The sequence below is a fragment of the Gemmatimonadaceae bacterium genome (genome assembly GCA_019637355.1).
In the GTDB taxonomy this organism is placed as follows: domain Bacteria; phylum Gemmatimonadota; class Gemmatimonadetes; order Gemmatimonadales; family Gemmatimonadaceae; genus Pseudogemmatithrix.
Genome location: JAHBVT010000001.1, coordinates 1,127,515 through 1,150,283, shown reverse-complemented (window position 1 = coordinate 1,150,283; position 22,769 = coordinate 1,127,515). Strand labels below are relative to the sequence as shown.

The 22,769-nt window shown below is 68.0% G+C and carries 16 protein-coding genes; 1 reads left to right on the top strand and 15 read right to left on the bottom strand.

The annotated features are described in order from the left end of the window. Positions 1 to 300: 300 nt before the first annotated feature. Positions 301 to 2,853: a PAS domain S-box protein gene (locus tag KF689_05220; protein MBX3132771.1), complete on the top strand. Its 2,553-nt coding sequence runs from the start codon at positions 301 to 303 to the stop codon at positions 2,851 to 2,853. A gap of 137 nt (positions 2,854 to 2,990) precedes the next feature. Here the strand turns inward: KF689_05220 and KF689_05215 are convergent, their stop codons facing one another. From KF689_05215 to KF689_05145, 15 genes are all read right to left on the bottom strand, one after another. Beyond that, a complete protein-coding gene (locus tag KF689_05215) occupies positions 2,991 to 3,695 on the bottom strand; it encodes a RecX family transcriptional regulator (protein MBX3132770.1) in 705 nt (234 codons plus the stop codon). Further along, positions 3,692 to 4,831, bottom strand: a complete 1,140-nt coding sequence (locus tag KF689_05210) for a hypothetical protein (GenBank protein MBX3132769.1) — start codon at positions 4,829 to 4,831, stop codon at positions 3,692 to 3,694. The genes KF689_05215 and KF689_05210 overlap by 4 nt, the downstream gene beginning before the upstream one ends. Positions 4,832 to 5,052: 221 nt before the next feature. Further along, a complete protein-coding gene (gene recA, locus KF689_05205) occupies positions 5,053 to 6,096 on the bottom strand; it encodes a recombinase RecA (GenBank protein MBX3132768.1) in 1,044 nt (347 codons plus the stop codon). Between the two features lie 494 nt (positions 6,097 to 6,590). Continuing rightward, positions 6,591 to 6,953 carry a YraN family protein gene (locus KF689_05200; GenBank protein ID MBX3132767.1) on the bottom strand — a complete coding sequence of 121 codons (363 nt, stop codon included), beginning with the start codon at positions 6,951 to 6,953 and terminating at the stop codon, positions 6,591 to 6,593. Between the two features lie 735 nt (positions 6,954 to 7,688). Continuing rightward, positions 7,689 to 10,289: a DNA translocase FtsK 4TM domain-containing protein gene (locus tag KF689_05195; protein ID MBX3132766.1), complete on the bottom strand. Its 2,601-nt coding sequence runs from the start codon at positions 10,287 to 10,289 to the stop codon at positions 7,689 to 7,691. A 258-nt stretch (positions 10,290 to 10,547) separates the two neighbouring features. After that, entirely contained in the window at positions 10,548 to 12,221 is a 1,674-nt protein-coding gene (locus KF689_05190) for a serine/threonine protein kinase (protein ID MBX3132765.1), read from the bottom strand. A gap of 124 nt (positions 12,222 to 12,345) precedes the next feature. Next, a complete protein-coding gene (gene accC, locus KF689_05185; GenBank protein ID MBX3132764.1) occupies positions 12,346 to 13,695 on the bottom strand; it encodes an acetyl-CoA carboxylase biotin carboxylase subunit in 1,350 nt (449 codons plus the stop codon). Positions 13,696 to 13,700: 5 nt separating this feature from the next. Beyond that, on the bottom strand, positions 13,701 to 14,879 hold the full coding sequence (locus KF689_05180) for a PilT/PilU family type 4a pilus ATPase (GenBank protein MBX3132763.1): 1,179 nt from the start codon (positions 14,877 to 14,879) through the stop codon (positions 13,701 to 13,703). Further along, entirely contained in the window at positions 14,872 to 15,363 is a 492-nt protein-coding gene (locus KF689_05175) for an acetyl-CoA carboxylase biotin carboxyl carrier protein (protein ID MBX3132762.1), read from the bottom strand. The genes KF689_05180 and KF689_05175 overlap by 8 nt, the downstream gene beginning before the upstream one ends. A 77-nt stretch (positions 15,364 to 15,440) precedes the next feature. After that, positions 15,441 to 16,541, bottom strand: a complete 1,101-nt coding sequence (locus KF689_05170) for an aminopeptidase P family protein (protein MBX3132761.1) — start codon at positions 16,539 to 16,541, stop codon at positions 15,441 to 15,443. 9 nt (positions 16,542 to 16,550) lie between these two features. Beyond that, on the bottom strand, positions 16,551 to 17,816 hold the full coding sequence (gene hflX, locus KF689_05165; protein ID MBX3132760.1) for a GTPase HflX: 1,266 nt from the start codon (positions 17,814 to 17,816) through the stop codon (positions 16,551 to 16,553). A gap of 41 nt (positions 17,817 to 17,857) precedes the next feature. Further along, positions 17,858 to 18,310: an LEA type 2 family protein gene (locus KF689_05160; GenBank protein MBX3132759.1), complete on the bottom strand. Its 453-nt coding sequence runs from the start codon at positions 18,308 to 18,310 to the stop codon at positions 17,858 to 17,860. 164 nt (positions 18,311 to 18,474) lie between these two features. Beyond that, positions 18,475 to 19,836: a replication-associated recombination protein A gene (locus KF689_05155; GenBank protein ID MBX3132758.1), complete on the bottom strand. Its 1,362-nt coding sequence runs from the start codon at positions 19,834 to 19,836 to the stop codon at positions 18,475 to 18,477. 68 nt (positions 19,837 to 19,904) lie between these two features. Beyond that, positions 19,905 to 20,348: a type II 3-dehydroquinate dehydratase gene (gene aroQ / locus KF689_05150; protein MBX3132757.1), complete on the bottom strand. Its 444-nt coding sequence runs from the start codon at positions 20,346 to 20,348 to the stop codon at positions 19,905 to 19,907. Further along, positions 20,345 to 22,651, bottom strand: coding sequence for a tetratricopeptide repeat protein (locus KF689_05145; protein ID MBX3132756.1), 2,307 nt, complete (start codon positions 22,649 to 22,651; stop codon positions 20,345 to 20,347). Before KF689_05145 ends, aroQ begins: the two co-directional genes overlap by 4 nt. Positions 22,652 to 22,769: the final 118 nt, after the last annotated feature.

Below are 22,769 nucleotides of genomic sequence, written 5' to 3'. Positions count from 1 at the left end.
ACGAATTTACCGACGGAGTCTACGGCGGACAGCCTCCAAATCCACTCCACCCGTGGCGCAGATCGAACAATGTGCGGCACACTGACTCGCGCGCGACCTACTCCGGCGCGTCTGAGGCATTTTGAGACACCGAGTGGCCTAGGTCATTGGTCCCGAGCATCTCCCTTCTCCCAGCCATCTCCCGCCTCCCGTCTCCCCACCGCCACCCCCCCCTCCCCCCTCCCGACTCCCACCCGAAGGCCACACTGCCCCCCGAAAACCCACGCTTGCGCCAACCCGGCACAGACCCGAGAATCCCGAATGGCCTTCCTTGGCGAGTTCGCTCAGAACGCTGCGTTATTGCTCGCCGCCGCAGTCGTGGTCGACCTGTTCACTCGCCGCACGACGAGTCGGCTCGGGCGCCGCGGTGAGCTGCTGCTCGGCTTCCTGATCGGGGCGCTGGCAATCGGGGCGATGCTGGCGCGCGTGGAAGTTGAGCCGGGGGCGTACCTCGACACGCGCGGAATCCTGCTGGTGATGAGCGGACTGTTCCTCGGCGCGCTGCCGACCAGCGTCGCGGTGGCGATGGCCGTGGCGTACCGGCTCGCGGTAGGTGGCGCTTTCGCGCCGGTTGGCGTTGCGTTCATCGTGCTCTCGGCGTTGCTAGGGCTGGCGTGGCGCGAAATGCGGCAGAGGAAGGTTGAGGAGTTGCACGTCGTGGAGTTCGTGGTGCTGGGGACGCTGGTCGGCGCGATGCAACTGGGGTTGGCGCGCTCGCAGTTTGACGACGAGACGTGGCAACACCTCCGGTACCTCACGCCGGTGCTACCCGTAGCCTCCGCGGCCGCCGCGGTCTTCCTCGGCTGGCTGCTGCAGGACCGCCTGCATCGCGCCGCCACGATGCGCGCGCTCGCCGAGCGCGAGAAGAGCTTCCGCTCGCTCACGGAGCAGGTGCCGGCGATCGTGTACCGCGCGGCGCTGGACGAGCAGTCGACGACGCTGTACGTGAGCCCGGCCATCCAGCGCCTCGGCTACTCGGTGGAGACCTGGACGGCCTCGCCGGACCTCTGGGTGGCTTGCCTGCACCCGGAGGACCGGGAGGCGACGCTCGAGCGCCTACAGGAGCAGCGCGCGTGCGGCGATGCGGTGGACATCACCTACAGATTCCGCCGCGCCGACGGCACGTATCGCATCCTGCACGACACGGCCCAGGTGCTGCACGACGACGCCGGCGAGCCGCTCTGCCTGCAGGGCCTGATGGTGGACATCACGGAGCAGCGCGACGCCGAGGCGCGCAACGCGCTGCAGGCGGCGGCGCTCAGCGCGACAGTCGACGCCATCGCCATCACCGACCGCGAGGGCAACTTCCAGTGGGTGAATCCGGCGTTTTGCGCGCTGACGCTGTACCCGGCGCAGGAAGCGCTGGGGAAGAATCCGCGAGACCTGATCAAGTCCAACCGCCAAGGCCGCGAATTCTACGAGCGGATGTGGAACACGCTGCTCGCGGGCCAGGTGTGGAGCGGCGAATTGATCAATAGAAAGAAGGATGGCACCGAGTACACCGAAGAGCAGACGATCACGCCGGTGAAGGACGCGCAGGGCGAGATCACGCACTTCATCGCCATCAAGCGCGACATCACGGCGCGGCGCGCATTGGAGCTGCAACTGCAGCAGTCGCAGCGCATCGAGGCCATCGGGCGGCTCGCCGGCGGCGTGGCGCACGACTTCAACAACCTGCTCACGGTCATCAGCGGCACCGCGGAAGTGGCGCTGGCCCAGGTGCCGCCCGACGGCGAGCTGCACGAGGACCTGCGCACGATCAAGCAAGCCAGCGAACGCGGGGCGCGGCTCACGCGGCAACTGCTCGCCTTCAGCCGACAGCAGGTGCTCGAGGTCAAGGTGCTGGACCTCAACCAGGTCGTGCGCGAGGTGGTCACGCTGATCACCCGCGTGATCAGCGAACAGGTCACCATCGCGGTGCAGCCCGGCAACCAGCTCTGGAAGATGATGGGCGACGCCGGGCAACTGGAGCAGGTGCTGATGAACCTCAGCGTCAACGCCCGCGACGCGATGCCCGAGGGTGGCACGCTCACCATCAGCACCGAGAACGTGGTGCTCGACGCCGAGGCGGCGCGGCACGTCACGGTGCAGCCCGGCGAGTACGTGGCCCTCTATGTGAGCGACACCGGACACGGGATGGACGCCGTCACGCGCGACCGGATCTTCGAACCGTTCTTCACCACCAAGCCCGCCGGCAAGGGCACCGGGCTCGGCTTGCCGACGGCGTATGGCATCGTGCGGCAGATCGGCGGCAGCATCTGGGTGTACTCCGAGCCCGGGCGCGGCACCACGTTCAAGCTGTTCTTCCCGCGCGTGCCGGAAGACATCGTCGAGCGTCCCTCGGGCCCCACCAAGCTGTCGGCAGTGAACGCCGGCGACGTGCCCTTGGTCCGCGCCGAGGGCCTGGCCGCTCACACCCCCGCCGCCGGCGGCCCCCTGGTCCACAAGGGCGAGACGGTGCTCGTGGTGGAGGACGAAGACGCAATCCGCCGCGTGGCGGTGAAGGTGCTGACGATGCGCGGCTATCGCGTGCTGGAAGCCGGCAGCGGCGAGGCGGCGTTGGCGCTGGTGGATGCAGCGGACACGCCGCAGGTGGAACTGCTCATCACGGATATGGTGATGCCGGGGATGACGGGGCCGGAGCTGGCGGCGGCGCTGCACGAGCGGATCCCGGGGCTGCGGGTGCTGTTTACGTCAGGCTACTCGCGGGACGCGGTGGCGCAGCAGTTCGGGCTGGAGGGGGGGCACTTCATTTCTAAGCCGTACGGTTTGGAAGCGCTTGAGCGGGCAGTCCGGGCGGTACTTGACGGTTGAGCGATTGCTGGTTGGGAGATGGGAGGGGGGAGGTGGGTTACGGCGGGGAGAGGGGAGATGGTTGGGAGAAGGGAGAGGGTCATCTCCCGAGCGTCTTCCCTCTCTCAGCCATCTCCCCTCTCTTCATCTCCCTGCCGTCACCCGCCTTCCGCCTCCCCTCTCCCAATCTTTCGCAGCACGGCGCCGATTTCTGCACCCGAGAATCCCCGGCGCGCGAGGTACCCATAGAGGCGCCTCCGCTTGATCTCAGGCTCCAGCTTCTCGAGCGCCTTCATCTTCTTCGCCGCTGCGGCCGCGACGGCCGATAGCCGCGGCTCACCTCCCTGCTCTGCGATGGCCGCGGCCTCGGCTTCCTGCTCCCTCGCGTGCTCCGCGAGGGTCTCGTCCACTATCGCTCGCGGGACGCCTCGCTTCGCGAGTTCCGCGGCGACGCGTCGTGGGCCGAAGCCGCGGCTGGGGGCGAGGCGGCTGCGGGCGAAGCTGCGCGCGTACTCGCGGTCGTCGAGGAGGCCGAGTGCGGTGAGCTTCTCGGTGACGGGCGCGATCTCGGCGTCGGTGAAGTCCTTGGTCTTAAGCCAGCGTTTGAGATCCGCGCTGCTGCGCGCGCGGGCGCCGAGCGTGGCGAGGGCTTTGTCGTAGCAGGCGACGGCGCGGGCGCCCTGCACGAGGCGCGCGTACTCGGCGGGGTTGAGTTCGCGGCCCGGATTGAGCTTGAGCTGGGCGATGAGTTCTATGGATACCGGGAGCTTCTCGCCTGACGGCTCTAGGCGGACGTCGTAGCGCCCCGGCCGCCGCGCCGATTCGCGGAGTTCAGAGATGCGCGCGCAGTGAGCATCCGTCATCCGTCATCCGTCCCAAGCAGTTCCTCCAACCCAAACCGATGCCGCGGTTGCAGCCGCGAGACCGGGTAGTAGCGCTCGACGATGTGCATTGCTTGGTCGGCGGTGGTGACGCCGAGGTAGCGGCAGAGGAAGCGGATGTCGTCGAGATCGTGGTACTCCTGCTCTTTGCGCATCGCGAGAATCTTCATCGCGAGCAGGTAGTCGGCCCGCGCAACGAAGACGCGCAGCGATTCGCCTTCGAAGTAGGGATCGAATTGCGCGCGCGGGGAAAGGAATCCGCCGACCGCGTCGTTGAGCCAATCTGGCGCGAGCCCTTCTCGCTCGGCGATGCGGATCACGGCGGCGCGCACGATGTCGGCGGGCTCGAAGATGGCGTCAATATCCTTGGTCTGCTCTCGTGCCTGAAACACGACCGTCATCACCGCGCCGCCGACGACGAGGAGCTCCGCCTTCACGCCCGTTCGCGTGATCTCGAGGTCAAGCGTCTCGAAGAGTGCGATGATCCTGTCGCGCGTGAGCGAGGGCGAATCGCCATAGGTAGGCGACTGCTCGGCGACGTGCCGTCGCGGCACGACCGCGGCGGAGTCGCCGAACGCCCGCGAGAGGAGGAGCGCCTCCTCTGCCGTGGCCGGCGGCGTGATGGGCGCGAGGCGCCCACCCATTCCGCGCTCCACAAACAGGTTGCGGCGCCGAAACACCAGCGGCGACATCACCAGCAGGTATGGGCGCCAGGACATCAGTCCGCCCGCAAAATGCGGGACGTCCAGCGAGGGCACCTCCAGCAGCCATCGTGGCGGGTTCACTTCCCAGAACGCGCAGCGGTGCTCGATCATCGCGCAAATGCTGTTCTGTTGGTACGCGCTCAGCTCGTCGAAGCCGGCCGGCTTGCTCGCCAGCTCCGCCCCGCGCGCCGCCGGAAGCGTGTGGAGATAGTCCGCGAATTCCGCGTACGGCACGTGGGAATCCGGGGACCGGAGCATCCAGCGCACCAACTGCTCGAACTCCGGCGCCGCCGGCCAGAGCGTGCGCTGAATGACGAAGCTGGAAATGTCTTGGCCGGCTCTTGCCGCGCTTTCGCGGAGCGCTTCCTTCTCGGCGGACGTGAGCCGGACCTGAAGCCAGGTGGACTTGGTCATCCGCCAGGATAGGGTGGGTGAAGCCGCCTGTCAATACTCGTATTGACGTGTTCAGCTGTGATTGGCGAAAAGCAGAATCGGGGGCGGACCCTCAGTGGAACGGCGGGGATTCCGGGCCCCGACGACTCACTGTTGATCACACCCCCGATCCAAGACTTGGGACTTGAGACGGGAGACTTGGGATGGCTCCCACGTCTCAAGTCTCACGTCTCCTGTCCGACTTACTCCTCTGCCTCGGGCTCCGCCACCACCTTCGTGATCCCCAGGACCCCCTTCACCTTCTCCTCGATCTCCGCCATCACCTTCGGATTGTCGCGCAGGAAGAGCTTCGCGTTCTCCCGACCCTGCCCGATCCGCTGGTCGCCGTAGCTGTACCAGGCGCCCGACTTCTCGATGATCCCGCTGTCGGCACCGATGTCCACCAGCAGCGACGTATGCGAGATCCCCTCGGCGTACATAATGTCGAACTCCGCCTGGCGGAACGGCGGCGCCACCTTGTTCTTCACCACCTTCACGCGGACGTGTGAGCCGACCACGTCTTCCTTATCCTTCACCGGGCCGATGCGGCGGATGTCGAGCCGCAGCGACGCGTAGAACTTCAGGGCCTTGCCGCCGGTGGTCGTCTCGGGACTGCCGAACATCACCCCGATCTTCTCACGCAGCTGGTTGATGAACACCACCGAGCAGTTCGACCGGGCGATGGCGCCGGTGAGCTTCCGCAGCGCCTGACTCATCAAGCGGGCCTGCAGGCCCACGTGCGAGTCGCCCATCTCCCCCTCGATCTCGGCCTTCGGCACCAGCGCCGCCACCGAGTCCACCACGATCACGTCCACCGCCCCGCTCCGGACCAGGATCTCGCAGATCTCGAGCGCCTGCTCGCCCGTATCGGGCTGGCTGACCAGCAACTTCTCGACGTCCACGCCCAGCTTGGCGGCGTAGTCCGTATCCAACGCGTGCTCGGCGTCAATGAAGGCCGCCGTGCCGCCTGCCTTCTGCGCATTGGCCACGACGTGGAGACAGACCGTCGTCTTGCCGCTGCTTTCCGGCCCGTAGATCTCGGTGATGCGGCCCCGGGGGAATCCGCCGACGCCAATCGCGGCATCGAGGTTGATCGCTCCCGTCGGAATCGCGTCCACCCGCACCTTCGCGCCATCCTTCCCCATCTGCATAATGGCGCCCTTCCCGAACGACTTCTCGATCTGCGACACCGCCAGGCCCAGCGCCTTCTTGCGATCGTCCTGCTGTGCTGCCGTCGTCGTAGCCATCGAGAACCTCGGAGAGGTAAAGGGAATCTACCCGCGCGGGAGTCGGGGGCTAGCCCCGAAGGAAGTGCGAATGGAGCGGGTGGTCCGGGAGGACCGGTCGGACACCGAAGATACTACGAAGCCGCTGGGGGCCAGTCAAGGGTGAATCCCCAGAAAGTTTGTTGCCGGATATTTTCTGGACAGCGATTTGTGTGTTTCTGACAAACTGTTTCTGTGTAATGCTTTAAGTGGTATCGGTGACATTTATTTCCTGTGGACAGCGTGTTCACGGAGACAACTTTTCCACAATTTTCCACACTCTGGGGCGGTGTGGAACATTGCTCGGGGCTTCGGGCTGGGACACAGAGATGTTACCGGAACTTGTGGCCAATCCGTGGTTACCTCCCCACGCCGCGTGCGTGCGATGCAGGTCACACTGCGGAGGGATTGGTACCGTGTTCTGGCGATGCGATTAGACGGTGAATGCGTTGGTGACGTGCTTTGCTGGGATGCGCTCACACCGTGAATGCGTTGGTGACGTGTTTGACCGCGATGCGCTCCGGCGCGATGAGCACGCCGACGACGTCGAACTGGTACTGCTCGCCGTCCCTGCCGTGCCGATCGATCCAGACGCGCGCGGACTTGCTGAGTTCGCGCTGCTTGCGGTGATGTACGGCTTCCACCGGATCGCCGAACTCGTCGCCTTTGCGCGCCTTGACTTCGACAAAGGCGACGGTGGCGTCGCGTTGGGCGACGAGGTCGATGTCGCGCCGGCCGAACTTGAAGCGGCGGGCGAGGATGGTGTAGCCGTGTTTGCGGAGCCAGCGCTCGGCGATGCGTTCGCCGAGGTGGCCGAGGCGTTGGTTGTGGGCGGTCATCGTGGCGGCACAGTAGGGTCGCGCCGCGAGATCGGTGTGACCGCCGTATTGCGGGTGGTGACGAGAACATTCGCCATCCCGCTAACACGAAGGGAGGCGACCGTCAAACGGTCTGCCTCCCTTCGCTGGTGACGAGCCACAGCCGTTGCGCGCCGGGTGGCATCTGTGTCGCGTCCTTTCGGACGCCTGGCGGTGCGCGACTTTCCGCCCTTGTGGCACATCACCTGCTGCTGAACAAGCTATGCCTTCGGCCTAACCGCTGCAAGGATCGCATCGAGACGTGGAATGCCGTGCTTACCCAGAGCGTAGGCGGCGCAGGCGGCCGTGCGGTGACTTTCACCGCGACCGCGAACTGCCTCTCGACACCTTCAGGGCCTACGACGAGCAATCGGCGGCGGCTGTTGCGTTCGAATCCCAACAGGCTTGGGCTCGCCAGTACCTCCCCAATGATGCCCAGCACGGCGGCAGCCATCAGCCCGCGGCGATGCTGGATGTGCTGCAGCGTGTCGCTGTGCAACCATACCACCAATCGCCTCCGCCCCCACCCGAGACGCTTCCCCACTGCGTGACTCAGAACACCCGCGGGGAAGACGATTGGGCCGGCGCGAGACATCCTCAAGTCTCAGATGCCGCACGGCGATGGCGAGCATCTGAATCCCGCCGGGATAATCAAGGACTCGTGCAGCGCGCGATGCCGCGCGCCTCGCCGAGCGCAACACCAAGCTTCGCCCTGCGCTACGCCGCGCGATCCCCCGCGATCCGATCCAGGTCCTCTAGTCCCACCAACACATCGCGCGGCTTCGAGCCATCCGGCGGCCCCAGCACCCCCGCCAGGTGGAGCTGGTCGATGATCCGCGCCGCACGGCCGTAGCCGATCTTGAGCCGGCGCTGCAGGAGCGAGGTCGAGCCGCCCTGATGCTGGATGCACACCTCCGCCGCTTCGCGGAAGAGCTTGTCGCGGTCGCTGGGGTCCTCCACGGACTCTTCCCCGCCCCCGGCCTCCAGCGCCTCCAACGCCTTCACGCGCGCCAGGATGTCCTCCTCGGCGGCGCTCTCGTCGATGGCGATGAGGCCCTCGGCTTCCATCGCCGCCTTGCGCGCTTCCTTGCGCTCCCGATACCAGCTCACGAGGCGCTCGGTGTCGTCGTTGCTCAAGAACGCGCCCTGCAGGCGGCTGGGCTCGCTCTTGCCGGGCGGGATGAAGAGCATATCGCCGTTGCCGAGCAGGCTCTCGGCGCCCATCCCGTCGAGGATGGTGCGTGAGTCGATCTGGCTGGCCACGCGGAAGGCGATGCGGCTCGGGAAGTTCGCCTTGATGAGGCCGGTGATGACGTTCACGGAGGGCCGCTGCGTGGCGAGGATGAGGTGGATGCCGATGGCGCGCGCCTTCTGCGCGAGCATCGCCAGCGGCGTCTCAACCTCGGCGGCCACGGTCATCATCAGGTCGGCGAGTTCGTCGATGACGACGACGATGTACGGCAGGACGCCGCCCTTGTAGTCGCGGTCCTCGAAACCAACGTTGGGGGCCTTCGGCTTCCGGAGCTCCTGGCCGTCGCGGACCTTCTGGTTGAAGTCCTGGATGTTGCGCGCGCCGTTCTCGGCGAGGAGGGCGTAGCGCTCCTGCATCTCCAGCACGGCCCACTTGAGCACCGAGGCCGCGTCGCGGTTGTCGGTGACGACCTTGTGTCGCAGGTGCGGCAGCACGTTGTAGACGCTGAGCTCCACCATCTTCGGGTCCACCATCAAGAAGCGCAGCGTCTTGGGCGTGTGCCGGTAGATGAGCGACGTGATGATGGTGTTGACGCAGACCGACTTGCCCGAGCCCGTCGCACCGGCGATGAGCAGGTGCGGCATCTTGGCGAGGTCGGCGATGACGGGCTTGCCCTCGAGGTCGCGGCCGAGCCCGATGGGAAGGGCCATCGGCTTGGACTGGTAGTCCTTGGACTCCAGCATCTCGCGGAATGCGACCATCTCCGGCGTCGGGTTCGGCACCTCGACGCCCACGGCGCCCTTGCCCGGGATCGGCGCGACGATGCGGATGCTCGGCGCGCGCATCGCCAGCGCGAGATCGTTGGCGAGGTTGGCGAACTGCCGCACCTTCACGCCCGGCGCCGGCTCGATCTCGAACTGCGTGACCGTCGGCCCGCTGGTGCGCCCGGTGAGCGTGCCGCTGACCTTGAAGGTCGCCAGCGAGTCGATGAGCTTGGCGCCCATCTGGTCGAGCTGGGCTTTGTTGAGGGCTTCGTTGCGCTCGGGGGGCGGGGTGAGGAGGTCGATGCTGGGGAGGGCGTCGGGGGCTTGGGCGGGGACGGAGCCGGAGCCGGGGACGGGGACGGGGACGGATGACGGATGACGGATGCGACCTGCAACCGCATCCTGCTCGGCTGGCGTGGTCTTTCCCTTCAGTCCTCCGGTCTTCGTCTTGTTGCCCTTGAGCGCGAGCTGGGGGTCGTCTTCCGACTCGTCCACCAGCGTGTCGAGCGGCTCCTCGATGCGGGGCTCCTCGCGCGTGGGTACCGCAGCCGCAGCAGCCTTGGGCGTGATCCCCATCAATGAGAGATCCACACTCGGCATCTCCGCCGCGTCAGGCGCCAAGGCCTCGGCGAGCGTAGTGCCGTTCTCTGTGCCCTCTGCGCCTCTGCGTTGATCACCGTTCTGCTTGCGCCCGATATTCAGGAGCACCCGAACCGGATTCCACCCCAGCGTGACTGCGGCGAGCGCGGAGAAGCCAATCGCGACGAGGATCCACGCACCCGCGAAGCCGATGACTTCGGTGAGGTAGTACGCGGCGATGGCGCCCCAGAGGCCGGCGAGGACGTCGGGGCTGCCGGGCGCGACGATGCCGAGCCGCGCGAGGCCGGCGGCGATGGGGATGATGGCGGCGAGGCCGATGGTGAAGACGAGGAAGCGCTGGTCCTCGCTCTCCTCGAGGCGGCCGAGGAGTCGCAGGCCGTGGACGGCCGGGATGAGCGGGACGATGACGGCGGCGAGCGCGCCGACGAGGCCGAGGACGGACCAGCGGATGCAGCCGCCAACGGGGCCGAAGGCGCCGCCGGCGGCGGCGCAGGATTCGGTGGCGGCGGGGGCGCGGCCGAAGATCAGGGCACCGGCGATGAAGAGGGCGCCGAGGAGGAGGGCGATGCCGGAGATTTCGCGGGCGACGTAGCGCTTGCGGGCTTCAGTAGCGAGCTCGACGGATGACGGAGGACGGAGGCTGTCGGCGTCCGTCTTCTTGGCGTCGCTGTCGCCCTTGCGGACGCGGGAGCGTCGTGGGGACTTGGGCGCCAGGGGGGAATCGGCGGGGGGGAGTTCGTCGAGGGCCGGCTTGCGGGGCATCGTCTCACGGGTGTCTGGGGACACTACGGTATGGAGACGATTCGGGAGGGGTTCGGGATACTGAGTGGGAGAGGGGAGGTGGGAGGGGGGTGACGGCGGGGAGATGGCAGGGGGGAGAGGGTTGGGAGAGGGGGAGATGGTTGGGAGAGGGGGAGATGGTTGGGAGAGAGGGAGATGGTTGGGAGAGGGGAGATGGTTGGGAGAGGGGAGATGGTTGGGAGGGGGGAGATGGTTGGGAGGGGGGAGATAGTTGGGCTTCTACCTGCAGGTTGTGGGTCGGGGGCCGATGGTGTGCCTCGTGCCCGACTCCACGGTGAACGTCGAATCCCAGACCACACCGGCTCTTGACCGCACTCGGAGTCGCACGTCCCCAGCCAGATGCTCAATCGTCTGGCTCCCGCGCGCGCCCAGCGCGATCCACGCGGCGCCATCCACCGAGTACTGCGCCCCGGGGCAGGTGCTACTCACGGTGATGCGCGCGTACACCATCGCCCCCGGAATCGGCTGCGGCCCCACGCTGGACGGGCGCGCGGTGTCCACGCCCGCCGCGGCCAGCCGCTCCCGCCGCGCCGCCGCGAGTGCGGCGAGGCTATCCCGGATGGGGCGCTGCGCCGGCTCTCGCAAGCGATCGGCGGCCTGCGCCTGTTCAATCGAATCGCGCAGCTCCCTCGCCCGCTTGGCTGCCTCGGCGTCACCGCCAGGCGCCGGGGCCACGCGTGGTACATCAGCCGCACCGATGACGACGCCGGTGTCGGAGAGGTCAGCGTTGCCGGCGGCGAGCGCTTTGCGCGCGCGGTTCACGAGGTCGGGACGCAGCATCGCCGTCGCGATGCCGACGCCGAACACCAGGGCGATGCCGGCGAGCACCCACGGATATCGCGACGCGTGATGCGTCACGCCGCTGCGCGGTGCGGCGGCAGGCTCCGCGGGTGCGGCAGGTGCGGCGGCCCCACCGCGTGCCGCTGACCCAGCGGGCACGGCCGGCGCTGGACTCAACGGCACGCTGATCTGCGGCTGCGCCATCACCCCACTCTGGGCGAGCCGGATGATCTGCGTGCGCAACTCCTGCTCCTGCGTGGACGAGACGGAGCCGAACGCCTTCACCGCGTCATCGAGCGACGCGAAGCGCTCGGCGGGCTCCTTGGCGAGCATCCTCGTGATGGCCTGCTCGATGCTCTCGGGCACATCAGGCCGCAGGCTGCGCACCGAGGGGATGGGATCGAACAGATGCCCCTTCATCACCTCGGCGACGGTGGCGCCGGCGTAGGGCTGGCGACCGGTGAGCAACTCGAAGGCGACGACGCCGAGCGCGTACTGGTCGGCGGCGGCGGTGACGGGTTGGCCCTGGAACTGCTCGGGCGCCATATAGTACGGCGTCCCGATGACGGAGCCGGTCATCGTGAGCCCCTTGCCGTCCTCGAGCTTGGCGATGCCGAAGTCAGCGACGACGATGCGCCCTTCGCGGTCGAGCATCAGGTTGGCGGGCTTCACGTCACGGTGGACGACGCCGCGGTTGTGCGCATAGTGCAGCGCCGAACCGGCGGCCGCGACGACACCGCGCACGAAGGTGACGGACTGCGCCCCATCCTCGCGCACGACGGAATCGAGCGCGCGCCCTTCGACGAACTGCATCACGAAGTACGCGACATCGGCATCGTCCCCCACGGCGTGGATGGCGATGACGTTGGGATGCGTCAGCGATGCGGCGACCTTGGCCTCGCGCTTGAATCGCGCGACGTTCTCCGGCTCCGCGGTCAGCGCGGGATCGAGGACCTTGATCGCGACCTTGCGGTCCAGCGCCAAGTCCAGCGCGAGATACACGGTGGCCATCCCCCCGGCCCCGAGCTGCGCATAGATGTCGTAGCGCCCGATGGTCGCCCGACGCAGCCGTTCGATCAGGAGGTCGGAGTAGGTGCTCCGGTGCTGGGTCACGAGATCGGAATCAGAGAAACGCACATAGTTGTGTTACCCCTCTCCCAGACCCTCTCCCCTCTCCCAACCATCTCCCCCTCTCCCCTCTCCCCGCCGTCACCCGCCTCCCCCTCTCCCCTCTCCCTCAAGTAAACAGATCCGACCCTTCCTGCTCCAAGAATTTCGTGTGCACATCCCCAGCCACAAAGTTCGGATGCGACATCAAGGTCGACAGAAACGGGATAGTAGTCGTCACCCCTTCGACAATGAACGTGTCGAGGGCCAGCCGCATCTTCGCCAGCGCCTCCCCGCGGTCGCGGCCGTGCACGATGAGCTTGGCGATCATCGAGTCGTAGAACGGCGGCACGGTGTACCCGGCATACACGTGGGTGTCGAGCCGCACGCCGTTGCCGCCGGGCATATGGAAGGTCTCGACCTTGCCGGGGGAGGGCTGGAAGTTGCGCTGCGGGTCCTCGGCGTTCACGCGGCACTCGATGACGTGGCCGCGCAGCTCGGGCGTCTCGGTGACCGACAGCGGCAGGCCGGCGGCGACGCGGATCTGCTCCTTCACGAGGTCCACGCCGGTGAGCATCTCGGTGACGCAGTGCTCCACCTGGATGCGCGTGTTCATCTCCATAAAGTAGAACGAGCCATCGGTGTCGAGCAGCATCTCGATGGTGCCGGCGCCCACGTAGTCGATGGCCTTGGCGCCCTTCACGGCGGCCTCGCCCATCCGCCGGCGCAGGTCGGGCGTCATCACGGGGCACGGGGCCTCTTCGACGAGCTTCTGGTGCCGGCGCTGCACGGAGCAGTCGCGCTCCCCCAAGTGGATGACGTTGCCGTGCGTGTCACCGAAGACCTGGAACTCGACGTGGCGCGGGCGCGTGAGGTACTTCTCGACGTACACGGAGCCGTTGCCGAAGGCGGAGAGGGCCTCGGAGCGCGCGAGCTGGAACGAACGCGCGAAGTCGTCGGCGTCGTTGGCGACGCGCATTCCCTTGCCGCCGCCGCCGGCCGCGGCCTTGATGATGACGGGGAAGCCCATCCCCTTGGCGATGGCGAGGGCCTCGTCCACGTCCTCGACGGGGCCGGGCGAGCCGGGCACGACGGGGACGTCATTGGCGATCATCGCGGCGCGGGCGGCGGCCTTGTCGCCCATCGTGCGGATCTGCTGCGGCGTGGGCCCGATGAACGTGATGTTGCTGGCGGCGCAGGTCTCGGCGAACTCGGCGTTCTCGGCGAGGAAGCCGTAGCCCGGGTGGATGGCGTCGGCGCCGGTGATCTCGGCGGCGGCGATGAGGCGCGGGATGCGCAGGTAGGATTCGCGCGCCGGCGCCGGGCCGATGCAGACGTCGTCGTCGGCGAAGCGCACGTGCAGGGACTCGCGGTCGGCCTCGGAGTAGACGGCGACCGTCTCGATGCCGAGTTCGCGGCAGGCACGGATGATGCGCAAGGCGATTTCGCCGCGGTTGGCGATGAGGACACGCTTGAACATCGGGATTACCGTGCGTCCTGCGAGAGCCCGGCGATGCTGGCGTCGCTGGTGCCGGCGATGCCCTGCACGCGCAGGGCGAACTCCGCGGGAGAGGTGGAGGCCGCGAGCGCGGCTTCGTAGGAGATGACGCCCTGCTGGTACCAGTTCATCAGCGACTGGTCGAAGGACTGCATCCCGTACTGCACCGTGCCTTCCTTGATGAGGTCGGGGATGCTCAGCGACTTGGAGGCGTCGCGGATGTTGTCCTGCACGGCGGCGGAATTGACGAGGACTTCGCAGGCGGGGATGCGGCCGGGGCGGTCACTGCGCGGGACGAGACGCAGGGAGACGACGGCCTGCAGCGCGGTGGAGAGTTGGAAGCGAATGTCAGCCTGCTCGTTGGGCGGATAGAACGAGAGCACGCGGTTGATCGTCTGCGTGGCGTCCATCGTGTGCAACGTGGAGAACACCATATGGCCGGTGTCGGCGGCCTTGAGCGCAATCTCCAGCGTCTCGAGGTCGCGGATCTCGCCGATCATGATGATGTCGGGGTCCTGACGCAGGACGCGCCGCAGGGCCTGCGAGAAGCTGACCGTGTCGGTGCCGACTTCGCGCTGGTTGATGTGGCTGTTGATGTCGCGGTGCAGGAATTCGATCGGGTCTTCGATCGTGATGATGTTCGCGTGCCGGTGCTCGTTGACGTAGTGGATCATCGAGGCCAGCGCGGTGGACTTGCCCGAGCCGGTGATGCCGGTGACGAGCACGAGGCCGCGATGCTTGAGCGCGATGTCCTTGAGGATGGGCGGCAGGTTCAGCTCTTCCATCGTCATCGCCTGGAAGGCAATGGCACGAAAGGCGTAGGCCAGCGAGCCGCGCTGCTGGTACACGTTGACGCGGAAGCGCCCGATGCCCGGCACGCCGATGGCGAAGTCGGCGTCCTTGGACTCGTCGAATTCCTTGCGCTGCTTGGGCGGGATGATCTGCTCGCCGATCGAGCGCAGGTCCTCCGGCCTGAGGGCCGGAAGGTCCATCGCGACGAGTTCGCCGTTGAGGCGCATCGTCGGGGGGCGACCGATCTTGAGGTGCAAGTCGGAGCCGCCCTGCTGGACCATCGTCTGCAGGACGAGCTTGAAGTTGTACGGTGCGGCGGCGGGTGCGGCCGCCGGCGCCGCCGTGGCCGGCTTCGGTGCCGGCGCGTCAGCCATTGGGATCCACGCGGAAGAGGACCTGGCCGTACTCCACCGGCTGCGCGTCCGACGCGAGGATCTCGATGACCTTGCCCGCGACCTCGGACTCGATCTCGTTCATAATCTTCATCGCTTCGATGATGCAGAGCACCTGGCCCTTCTTGACCGTCTGCCCGACGGACACATAGGCCTTGGCACCCGGCTCGGGCGATCCGTAGAACGTGCCGACCATCGGCGACTTCACGTCGACGCCCTTGCTGGCCGGCGCGGGGGCGGGCGCGGCGACGGCAGCCGGCGCAGGAGCAACGGCGGGCGCGGTCGCAGCCGCCGGGGCCGGCGCAGGAGCCGCCGCCGGCGCGGCCGCGTACTGCACGGTGCCGCGCGCCACCGGCGTCTTGCTCAGCCGAATGCGCATTCCCTTGTCCGACGAGATCTCCATCGAGTCCACGGTGGACTCGTCGAGCATCTCGAGGAGCTTCTTCACGTAGCGGAGGTCAATCATACTCGGATTGATGACGGATGACGGATGACGGAAGCCGGTACGGATGCAAGCATCCGTCATCCGTCATCCGCCCATATTCACAGCTGAATCAGCCCTCTCTCAAACCCCGTGAGCACCACCGGCCCTTCCGACGAGATCAGGACGTCGTCCTCGATCCTCACCCCGCCCCAGCCTTCCACATAGATGCCGGGCTCGATGGTTACCACGGATCCGGCCGGCAGCGGGGCCTCGGCGGTCTTGGCCACCCTAGGTGCCTCGTGGATCTCCAACCCGATCCCGTGGCCCGTCGAGTGCCCAAACGCGGCCCCGAAGCCGCGGCGCTCAATGTAGTCTCTCGCCAGCGCGTCGGCATCCCTTCCGCGCATTCCGGCCCGAACACCCGCCGAAGCGCTCCCGTTTGCCTCCCGAACAACGCCGTGAATCTCCTGCTGGCGCTCGTCCGGCGCCTGCCCGACGATGTACGTCCGGGTGATGTCACTGACGTAGCCGCCGCTGGTGGCCCCGAAGTCGAACAAGAGCAGATCGCCCTTCTCGATGAGCTGCGCCGAGGCCCTGGCGTGCGGCAGGGCCGATCGCGCACCTGCGGCGACGATGGTCTCGAAGGCGGTGCGCTCGCTGCCCGCCTTGCGCATCTCGAACTCCAGCAGGCCGGCCACCTCGAGCTCGCTCAGGCCCGCGCCCACCTGGGGCAAGGTGCGCGAAAGCGCGTGCTCGGCCATCTGCACAGCCGCGCGGATCTGCGCGAGCTCGCTCTCGTCCTTGGTCTCGCGCAGGACCTCGACGAGATTGAGCGCGGGCCGCCAGCGCCAGCGACTGCCTTCCCCGCCCTCGGCCACGAAACGCGCCGCATCCTGGTGCGTGGTGTGCGCGGTCTCGAAGGCCAGCACCTCCACTCCCGCCAGCGTCTTCAGCTCCTTCCACAGCCGCGTCCACAGCGACTGCTGCTCGATCACGACGCGCACCGCCGGCGAGACTTCGTCCTTCACCTGCACTTCGTAGCGGAAGTCGGTGAGCAGCACGGCGTCATCCGACGTCACGACCATCAACGCGTTTGAGCCCGTGAAGCCGGAGAGGTATCGGATGTTGGGCAGCGCGCTCACAAGCAGCGCGTCGAGCTGGCTGGTGGCCAGCGACGCGCGGAGGCGGGCGAGGCGGTCGGGATGCGGAGCGGACGGCACGCGGGGAATCTACCGCCGCGTCGCCCCGTCCCGCTCCAGCCGCGCCAGCGATGCCGGATCGAAGCGACCGGTGATGACCATCACGCCCTCGGCCTCGTCGGGCTCGCTGGCGGTGACCTCGCCCACCCGATGCACCTCGGCGAGCAGCTTGCCGTGCGTCATCGGGATCAACAGCGCCACCTCCGGCTTGCGGGCGCGCAGGGCCGCGCGGAGCACCTCGCGCATCGGCTCCAGCCCGCCGCTGCCGGCCTCTTCGTCGCGCGCCGAGACGAAGATGCTGTCCGGGGCGAGGTTGGCGATGCGCTCGCGCAGCGCTTCGCGCTGCTCCGGCGGCAGCGCGTCCATCTTGTTGAACACGTAGCGCATCGGCGTCTCGGCCACGCCGAGCTCGGCCAGCACCTCGTCCACCACCAGACGCTGCTCCTCCCAGGACGGATGCGACGCATCGATGACGTGGAAGAGCAAGTCGGCCTCGCGGACTTCCTCGAGCGTGGCGCGGAAACTGGCCACGAGATGGTGGGGCAACTTGCGGATGAAGCCGACCGTGTCGGTGAGCAGCGCCGACTGGTGGTCGCCGAGGTCCACCTCGCGGGTGAGCGGGTCGAGGGTGGCGAAGAGGCGGTCCTCGACGAAGACCTCGCGCGACTGCGCGATGGCGCGGAGAATCGAGCTCTTGCCGGCATTGGTGTAGCCGACGAGCGCGGCCTTGAAGCTGCCCTGCCGTCCGCTGCGCTGCACCTCGCGGGCCTTGGCCACGTCGGCGAGGCGGTCCTTGAGCAAGCGGATGCGATGGCCGACGAGGCGGCGGTCGGTCTCGAGCTGCGTTTCCCCCGGGCCGCGCACGCCGATGCCGCCGCGGAACTTCTCGAGGTGGGTCCACATCCGCACGAGCCGCGGCAGCGAGTACTCGAGCTGCGCCAGCTCCACCTGCATCCGCGCCTCGGCCGAGCGCGCGCGCACGGCGAAGATGTCGAGGATCAGCTCGGCGCGATCGATGACGCGCTTGCCCAGTTCGCCCTCGAGGTTCTTGCCCTGTGCCGGCGAGAGCTCGTCGTCGAAGATCACCACCGTCGCCTCCTGCTCGGTGATGAGCTGCTTGAGCTCCTCCACCTTGCCGCGTCCGATGTACGTCGAGGGATCGGGGCGGTCGAGCTGCTGCGTGAGCGTGCCGACGACCACCGCGCCCGCCGTGTCCGTGAGGCGCGCCAGCTCCTCGAGGTGCTCCTGCATATGGTGCCGCGCGTTGCTGCGCTTCACCGGCGCGCCGACGAGGATGGCGCGTTCCTGCGGCGGCGCGAGGTCGATGAGGTCGCGACTCACGGCATCCCTTCGACGCGCCCGCGGCCCTGGTACGGACGCGTGAAGCGCCCGATCGGCGTCACCAGCGTGAAGTTGCCGTCCACCTTGTAGTCGAGCGCGCCGTGCAGGTTGTAGTAGCGCAGCGCCACGCCGAGGGCCGCGAAGTCGAAGGTCACCGGCACCGTCAGCGAGATCCTGCCCTTCTCTTCCATCGTCAGCCGCTGCGTGATCTCGCCGGTGACGACGCGCGTGGTGTCCACGTAGAAGTTGTACGTCACCTTCTCGGCGTCGATGCGATACTCGTTGGGATTGGCGACATCGAGGACGACGTCGATGGTGCCGCCGGCCAGCCCGATGCTGCGGACGCGCACGTCGCGGACCTCCACCTCCGGCGCGGCGAAGGCGCGGCGGAGGAAGCTCTGGCAGCTCGTGAGAGACAGGGTGGCGAGCGTGAGGAGGATGAGGCGCATTCGACTTGGAAATGTGTTGGATGACTGACTGGGAGGCGGGAGAGTGGGAGGTGGGTGAAGGCGGGGAGAGGGGAGAGGGGGAGATGGTCGGGAGAGGGGAGATGGTCGGGAGAGGGGAACGTCTCACGTCTCTCCGCCGTCTTCCATCTCTCACCTCCCTGCCGTCACCCACCTCCCTCCTCGCTTCTCCCACTCTGTTCAGCAAGCATTCTTTGCCTCACGCCGCGCCACCATTCGAGCCGCTTAGCGATTTCCTTCTCGACCCCAAATCCGCTCGGCTCATAGAATGTGCGCTCCCGTAAGCCATCCGGAAGATAGTCTTGCGGCGCGTATCCCTCGGGAAACTCGTGCGCATACTGGTACCCCGCCCCGTAGCCGAGGTCCTTCATCAAGGCCGTAGGGGCGTTGCGGATGTGGAGCGGGACGGGGGCGGCGGGGGTCTGGCGCGCGGCCTCCTGCGCGGCCTTCCAGGCGACGTACACGCGATTGCTCTTGGGGGCGGTGGCGCAGTACAGCGCGGCCTCGGCGAGGGCGAGTTCGCCTTCGGGGGAGCCGAGGAAGTGGTATGCGTCGCGCGCGGCGATGGCGAGCTCGAGCGCGCGCGGGTCGGCAAGACCGATATCCTCGGTGGCAAAGCGCACGGTGCGCCGCGCGATGTACAGCGGGTCCTCGCCGCCGGCGATCATCCGCGCCAGCCAGTAGAGCGCGCCCTGCGGGTCGCTGCCGCGCAGGGCCTTGTGATAGGCGCTGATGAGGTTGAAGTGCTGCTCGCCCGACTTGTCGTAGCTGGGCAGCCGGGTCTGCAGGGCCTGCGCGATGATCTCGCGCGTGAGCTGCGTGGGCGCGGGGCTCGCCGCAGCGAGCACGGCGGCGGCTTCGAGCACCGTCAGCGCACGACGCGCATCGCCATCGGCTTCCTCCACGAGCAGCGCGCGGGCCTCGGCGTCGAGCCGCAGCCCCGCCTTGCCGAGCCCGCGCTCGGCGTCCGCAAGGGCGCGGTCCACAAGGGCGCCGAGCGCCTCGGCGCCCAGCGGCTCGAGCACGAACACGCGCAAGCGGCTCAGTAGCGCGCCGTTGAGCTCGAAGCTGGGGTTCTCCGTCGTCGCGCCGATGAGCGTGAGCAGCCCGCTCTCCACGTGCGGGAGCAGCGCATCCTGCTGCCCGCGGTTGAAGCGGTGGATCTCGTCCACGAAGAGCACGGTGCGGCGCCCGAGCTGACGGCGTTTCTCGGCGTCGGCGACGATCTCGCGCAGCCGTGGGATGCCGTCGGTGACGGCGCTGAACGGCACGAACTCGGCGTCCACGTGCCGCGCGACCAGCCGTGCAATGGTCGTCTTGCCGGTGCCCGGCGGTCCCCAGAGGAGAATGGAACCCGTCTCGCCGCGCTCGATGGCCACGCGCAGGGCCTGGCCGCTGCCGAGCAGGTGTTGCTGCCCGGCGACTTCATCGAGCGCGCGGGGCCGCAAGCGCGCCGCGAGGGGCGCGTGGGAGGGAGTGGCGAAGAGCGAATCCTGCACGCCGGAAATCTACTCGTGCGGCCGGCGTCCTTGCGTCTTCCGTCTTCCGTCTTCCGTCTTCCGTCTTCACTCCTCCGTCATCCGTCATCCGTCCTTACCGCCGACACCAGCCCCCGCAGCGCCAACTCATAGCCCTCCGCCCCGAAGCCGGCGATGATGCCGATGGCACCCGGCGCCAGCCACGAATGGCGACGCTCCGGCTCGCGGGCGTAGATGTTGCTCAGGTGCACTTCCACGTACGGCAGGCGCACGGCAGCGAAGGCGTCGCGAAGGGCCAGCGAGGTGTGCGTCCACGCACCGGCGTTCACCAACGCGGCCTGCACCACGCCGTGGCAGTTGTGGATGGCGTCGAGCATCCGCCCTTCGTCATTGAACTGCGAGAACAGCAGCGTCACCCCCAGCTCCGCACCGACCACTTCCAGGCGTTGCTCAATCTGCTCCAGCGTGGTGGTGCCGTAGATCTCCGGCTCGCGGATGCCGAGCAGGTTCAGGTTGGGCCCGTTGAAGACGGCGACTCTCACGGCTTGAGTCCCTTGAGCCAGCCCTTGAACTCCCCGAGATCGTCGTCGCCGGGTGCGGCAGCGGGGTCGGACTCCTCCGCTGGGGAACTGCGTGCAGCCGGCGTCTGGAAGAACTGGTCAAACTTGAGCATCTCCGAGGCGCGCGGTACGCTCTTGCGTGCGGCCGGGGCCGCAGCGCCGCCGCTCAAGAGCGCGTCGAGACCGGTACCGCCGTCCGGGCCTTGGAAGGTGCCGACACCGGCAATCTGCTCTGCGGCGTGGAGGTCGCGCACGTCAGCAGCGGCACCGAAGAGCGCGTCGAGCGGCCAGCCTGAGGTGGACGTTGCCGTTTCCGGCTCGGCGACTGAGCCCTGCTCGACGATCGGCGTCGCGATGACCGGCGTCGGCGAGGAGGCCGCGTCCAGGGTGACCGGGGCCGCGACCGGCGTCGGCGCAGCAGCGGCAGGCGTCGCTGCGACCGCACGGCGCGCGAAGTTGCCGAAGAACTCGCGCGCCGAGGGACCGACTGCGACTGCGGGCGTGGTGATCGGCGCCGCCGGGGACTGCCCGCGCAGCCCCACTCCAGCGAAGGACACGTCGGCCAACACGGCGTTGGCCGGCGCTGGAGCGGGTTCCTCCGCGTCGGCGGCGGGTGCCTCGAACTCCGGCATCTCTTCTGCGGCACCGTGCAGCGACGCGGGCTCCGACCCAGCGGCCGACATCTGCATCCGCTCCAATTCCGCAAGCTTCGCCTGCAGCGACGCATTATCCGGCGCCTGCGCAATCAGTTGGCGATAGACGCCGATGGCATCGTCGAGGTGCCCTTGCTGCACGTACAGCGCCGCCATCGTCTCGGTAACGAACGCCGGCGTGGCCTTGGACGGTCGGGTCGGAGCGGCTGAGATGACGCTCGGCAAGTCGAGCGACGGCGGCGAGGGCGGCTCGCTCATCGACTCTGCAGGGGACGGCGGTGCCGGCGCATCGTCTTCGAGACCAAAGTCTGCGAGCAGCGGAATCGAGGCGAGGTCGGCCTTCGTCATCCGTGGCTTCGGCCGGCTCACCGACGGCTCCTCTGCGGGCACGATGGCAGACGGATCGTCGAGCAAAGGCAGCCCGAGCGAATCGGCGTCGGCTTCGATCGTCGTCGGCACCGGGGCCGGCAGTCCCACTCCATCCAGTCCGCTGACCGACTCGACGTTGTCGGCGGTGACATCCACTCGGTCGAGGCCCTCCAGCGGCGCAACCGAGGCCGGCATCGAGCTGACCGACGATGGATCCAACCCATCCAACGGCTCCACGCTTGCCGCCTCAAACTCCGCCGATTCGAGTCCAGCGAGCGGCGAGACGTCGGCGCTGTACTCCGCCAACTGGAAGTCATCGCCGGCGGTGACTGCGGGCATCTCGGCCAGTGGCTCGGTCATCGTCGGCTCCAAGCCCAGCGGAGCACCGTCGTCCGTGGTCTCGATTGCCAACGCGTCGGTACCGGCGTCGGCAAGTCCGTACTCCGCCGCCTCGGCACCTAGCGCAGGGGCGGGCGGGGTGTCTGACGCGCTCAACTCCCCGGGCATCTCGGAGAAGTCGAAATGAATGTCGAGCAGCGACGCACGCTTGCTCGGCCGGGGCACCGCCGACGCTTCGGTGGCCGCGAGCGGGGTGACGACCGGCGGCACGACCGTGTCCGTCGGCTGGGCAACGGTGCCAGCGTCGGCCTCCTGGCGGTCACGCGCCGCCAGGGCCTGCGCATTGATGACCACCGTGCGGCCCGGTCCGGCAGGCGTCTTGGGCGGCGGCGCAACGGGGTCGGCCTGCGGGACGCGGTCCACGGTACCGTCGTCAGGTCCGGTGCTGACGCTGACCGACGCGGCCACGGAGATGAGGCCACCCGCGTCGGGCGGGCGAGGCTCGCGCGGCGGCGATGCGTCGGGCTCGCCCTTCATCTGTTCCAGCAGTTCGAGGACGTCGTCGTTGCGGCGGTCGAATTCGAGGACCTTCTCGTACCAGCCCTTGGCTGCGGCAAGGTCGTCGCCGAGGCGCGCGATGTCGCCGAGGTGGCGTAGGGCAATCAGGTTCTCGGGGTCTACCTTGAGCGCCATCTCGAACGGCGCGCGGGCGTCGTCGTGGCGGCCGAGCTCGAAGAGCGTCTGCCCGTACACGACCAGCCCATTCATATTCTCCGGCTGCTCGGCGAGGTGCTTCTCGCACAGCAGGACGGCGCGGTCGAGGAAACCCGACTTGCGGTACTCATTGGCGAGCGGCGCAAAGAACCGACGCGGGTTCTCGTGGTAGCGCTTCCGCAGGTCCTCGATCCGTGGGTTGTCGGCCATCCGTGCGGGGAGTTGGGAGGAAAAAGAGACCGCCTAGGCCACGGCGCCAAGATACCACGGGGCCGGAGCGAGCGTCAATCAGAAGTCTACGTCTGGCTTGATTTTAGGTCGGTTCGGC

What these genes read in the sequence shown, in the direction of transcription:
- KF689_05220 (MBX3132771.1), top strand. Translation starts at nt 301, where the DNA reads ATGGCCTTCCTTGGCGAGTTCGCTCAGAACGCTGCGTTATTGCTCGCC.
- KF689_05215 (MBX3132770.1), bottom strand. Translation starts at nt 3,695, where the DNA reads ATGACGGATGCTCACTGCGCGCGCATCTCTGAACTCCGCGAATCGGCG.
- KF689_05210 (MBX3132769.1), bottom strand. Translation starts at nt 4,831, where the DNA reads ATGACCAAGTCCACCTGGCTTCAGGTCCGGCTCACGTCCGCCGAGAAG.
- recA (MBX3132768.1), bottom strand. Translation starts at nt 6,096, where the DNA reads ATGGCTACGACGACGGCAGCACAGCAGGACGATCGCAAGAAGGCGCTG.
- KF689_05200 (MBX3132767.1), bottom strand. Translation starts at nt 6,953, where the DNA reads ATGACCGCCCACAACCAACGCCTCGGCCACCTCGGCGAACGCATCGCC.
- KF689_05195 (MBX3132766.1), bottom strand. Translation starts at nt 10,289, where the DNA reads ATGCCCCGCAAGCCGGCCCTCGACGAACTCCCCCCCGCCGATTCCCCC.
- accC (MBX3132764.1), bottom strand. Translation starts at nt 13,695, where the DNA reads ATGTTCAAGCGTGTCCTCATCGCCAACCGCGGCGAAATCGCCTTGCGC.
- KF689_05180 (MBX3132763.1), bottom strand. Translation starts at nt 14,879, where the DNA reads ATGGCTGACGCGCCGGCACCGAAGCCGGCCACGGCGGCGCCGGCGGCC.
- KF689_05175 (MBX3132762.1), bottom strand. Translation starts at nt 15,363, where the DNA reads ATGATTGACCTCCGCTACGTGAAGAAGCTCCTCGAGATGCTCGACGAG.
- KF689_05160 (MBX3132759.1), bottom strand. Translation starts at nt 18,310, where the DNA reads ATGCGCCTCATCCTCCTCACGCTCGCCACCCTGTCTCTCACGAGCTGC.
- KF689_05145 (MBX3132756.1), bottom strand. Translation starts at nt 22,651, where the DNA reads ATGGCCGACAACCCACGGATCGAGGACCTGCGGAAGCGCTACCACGAG.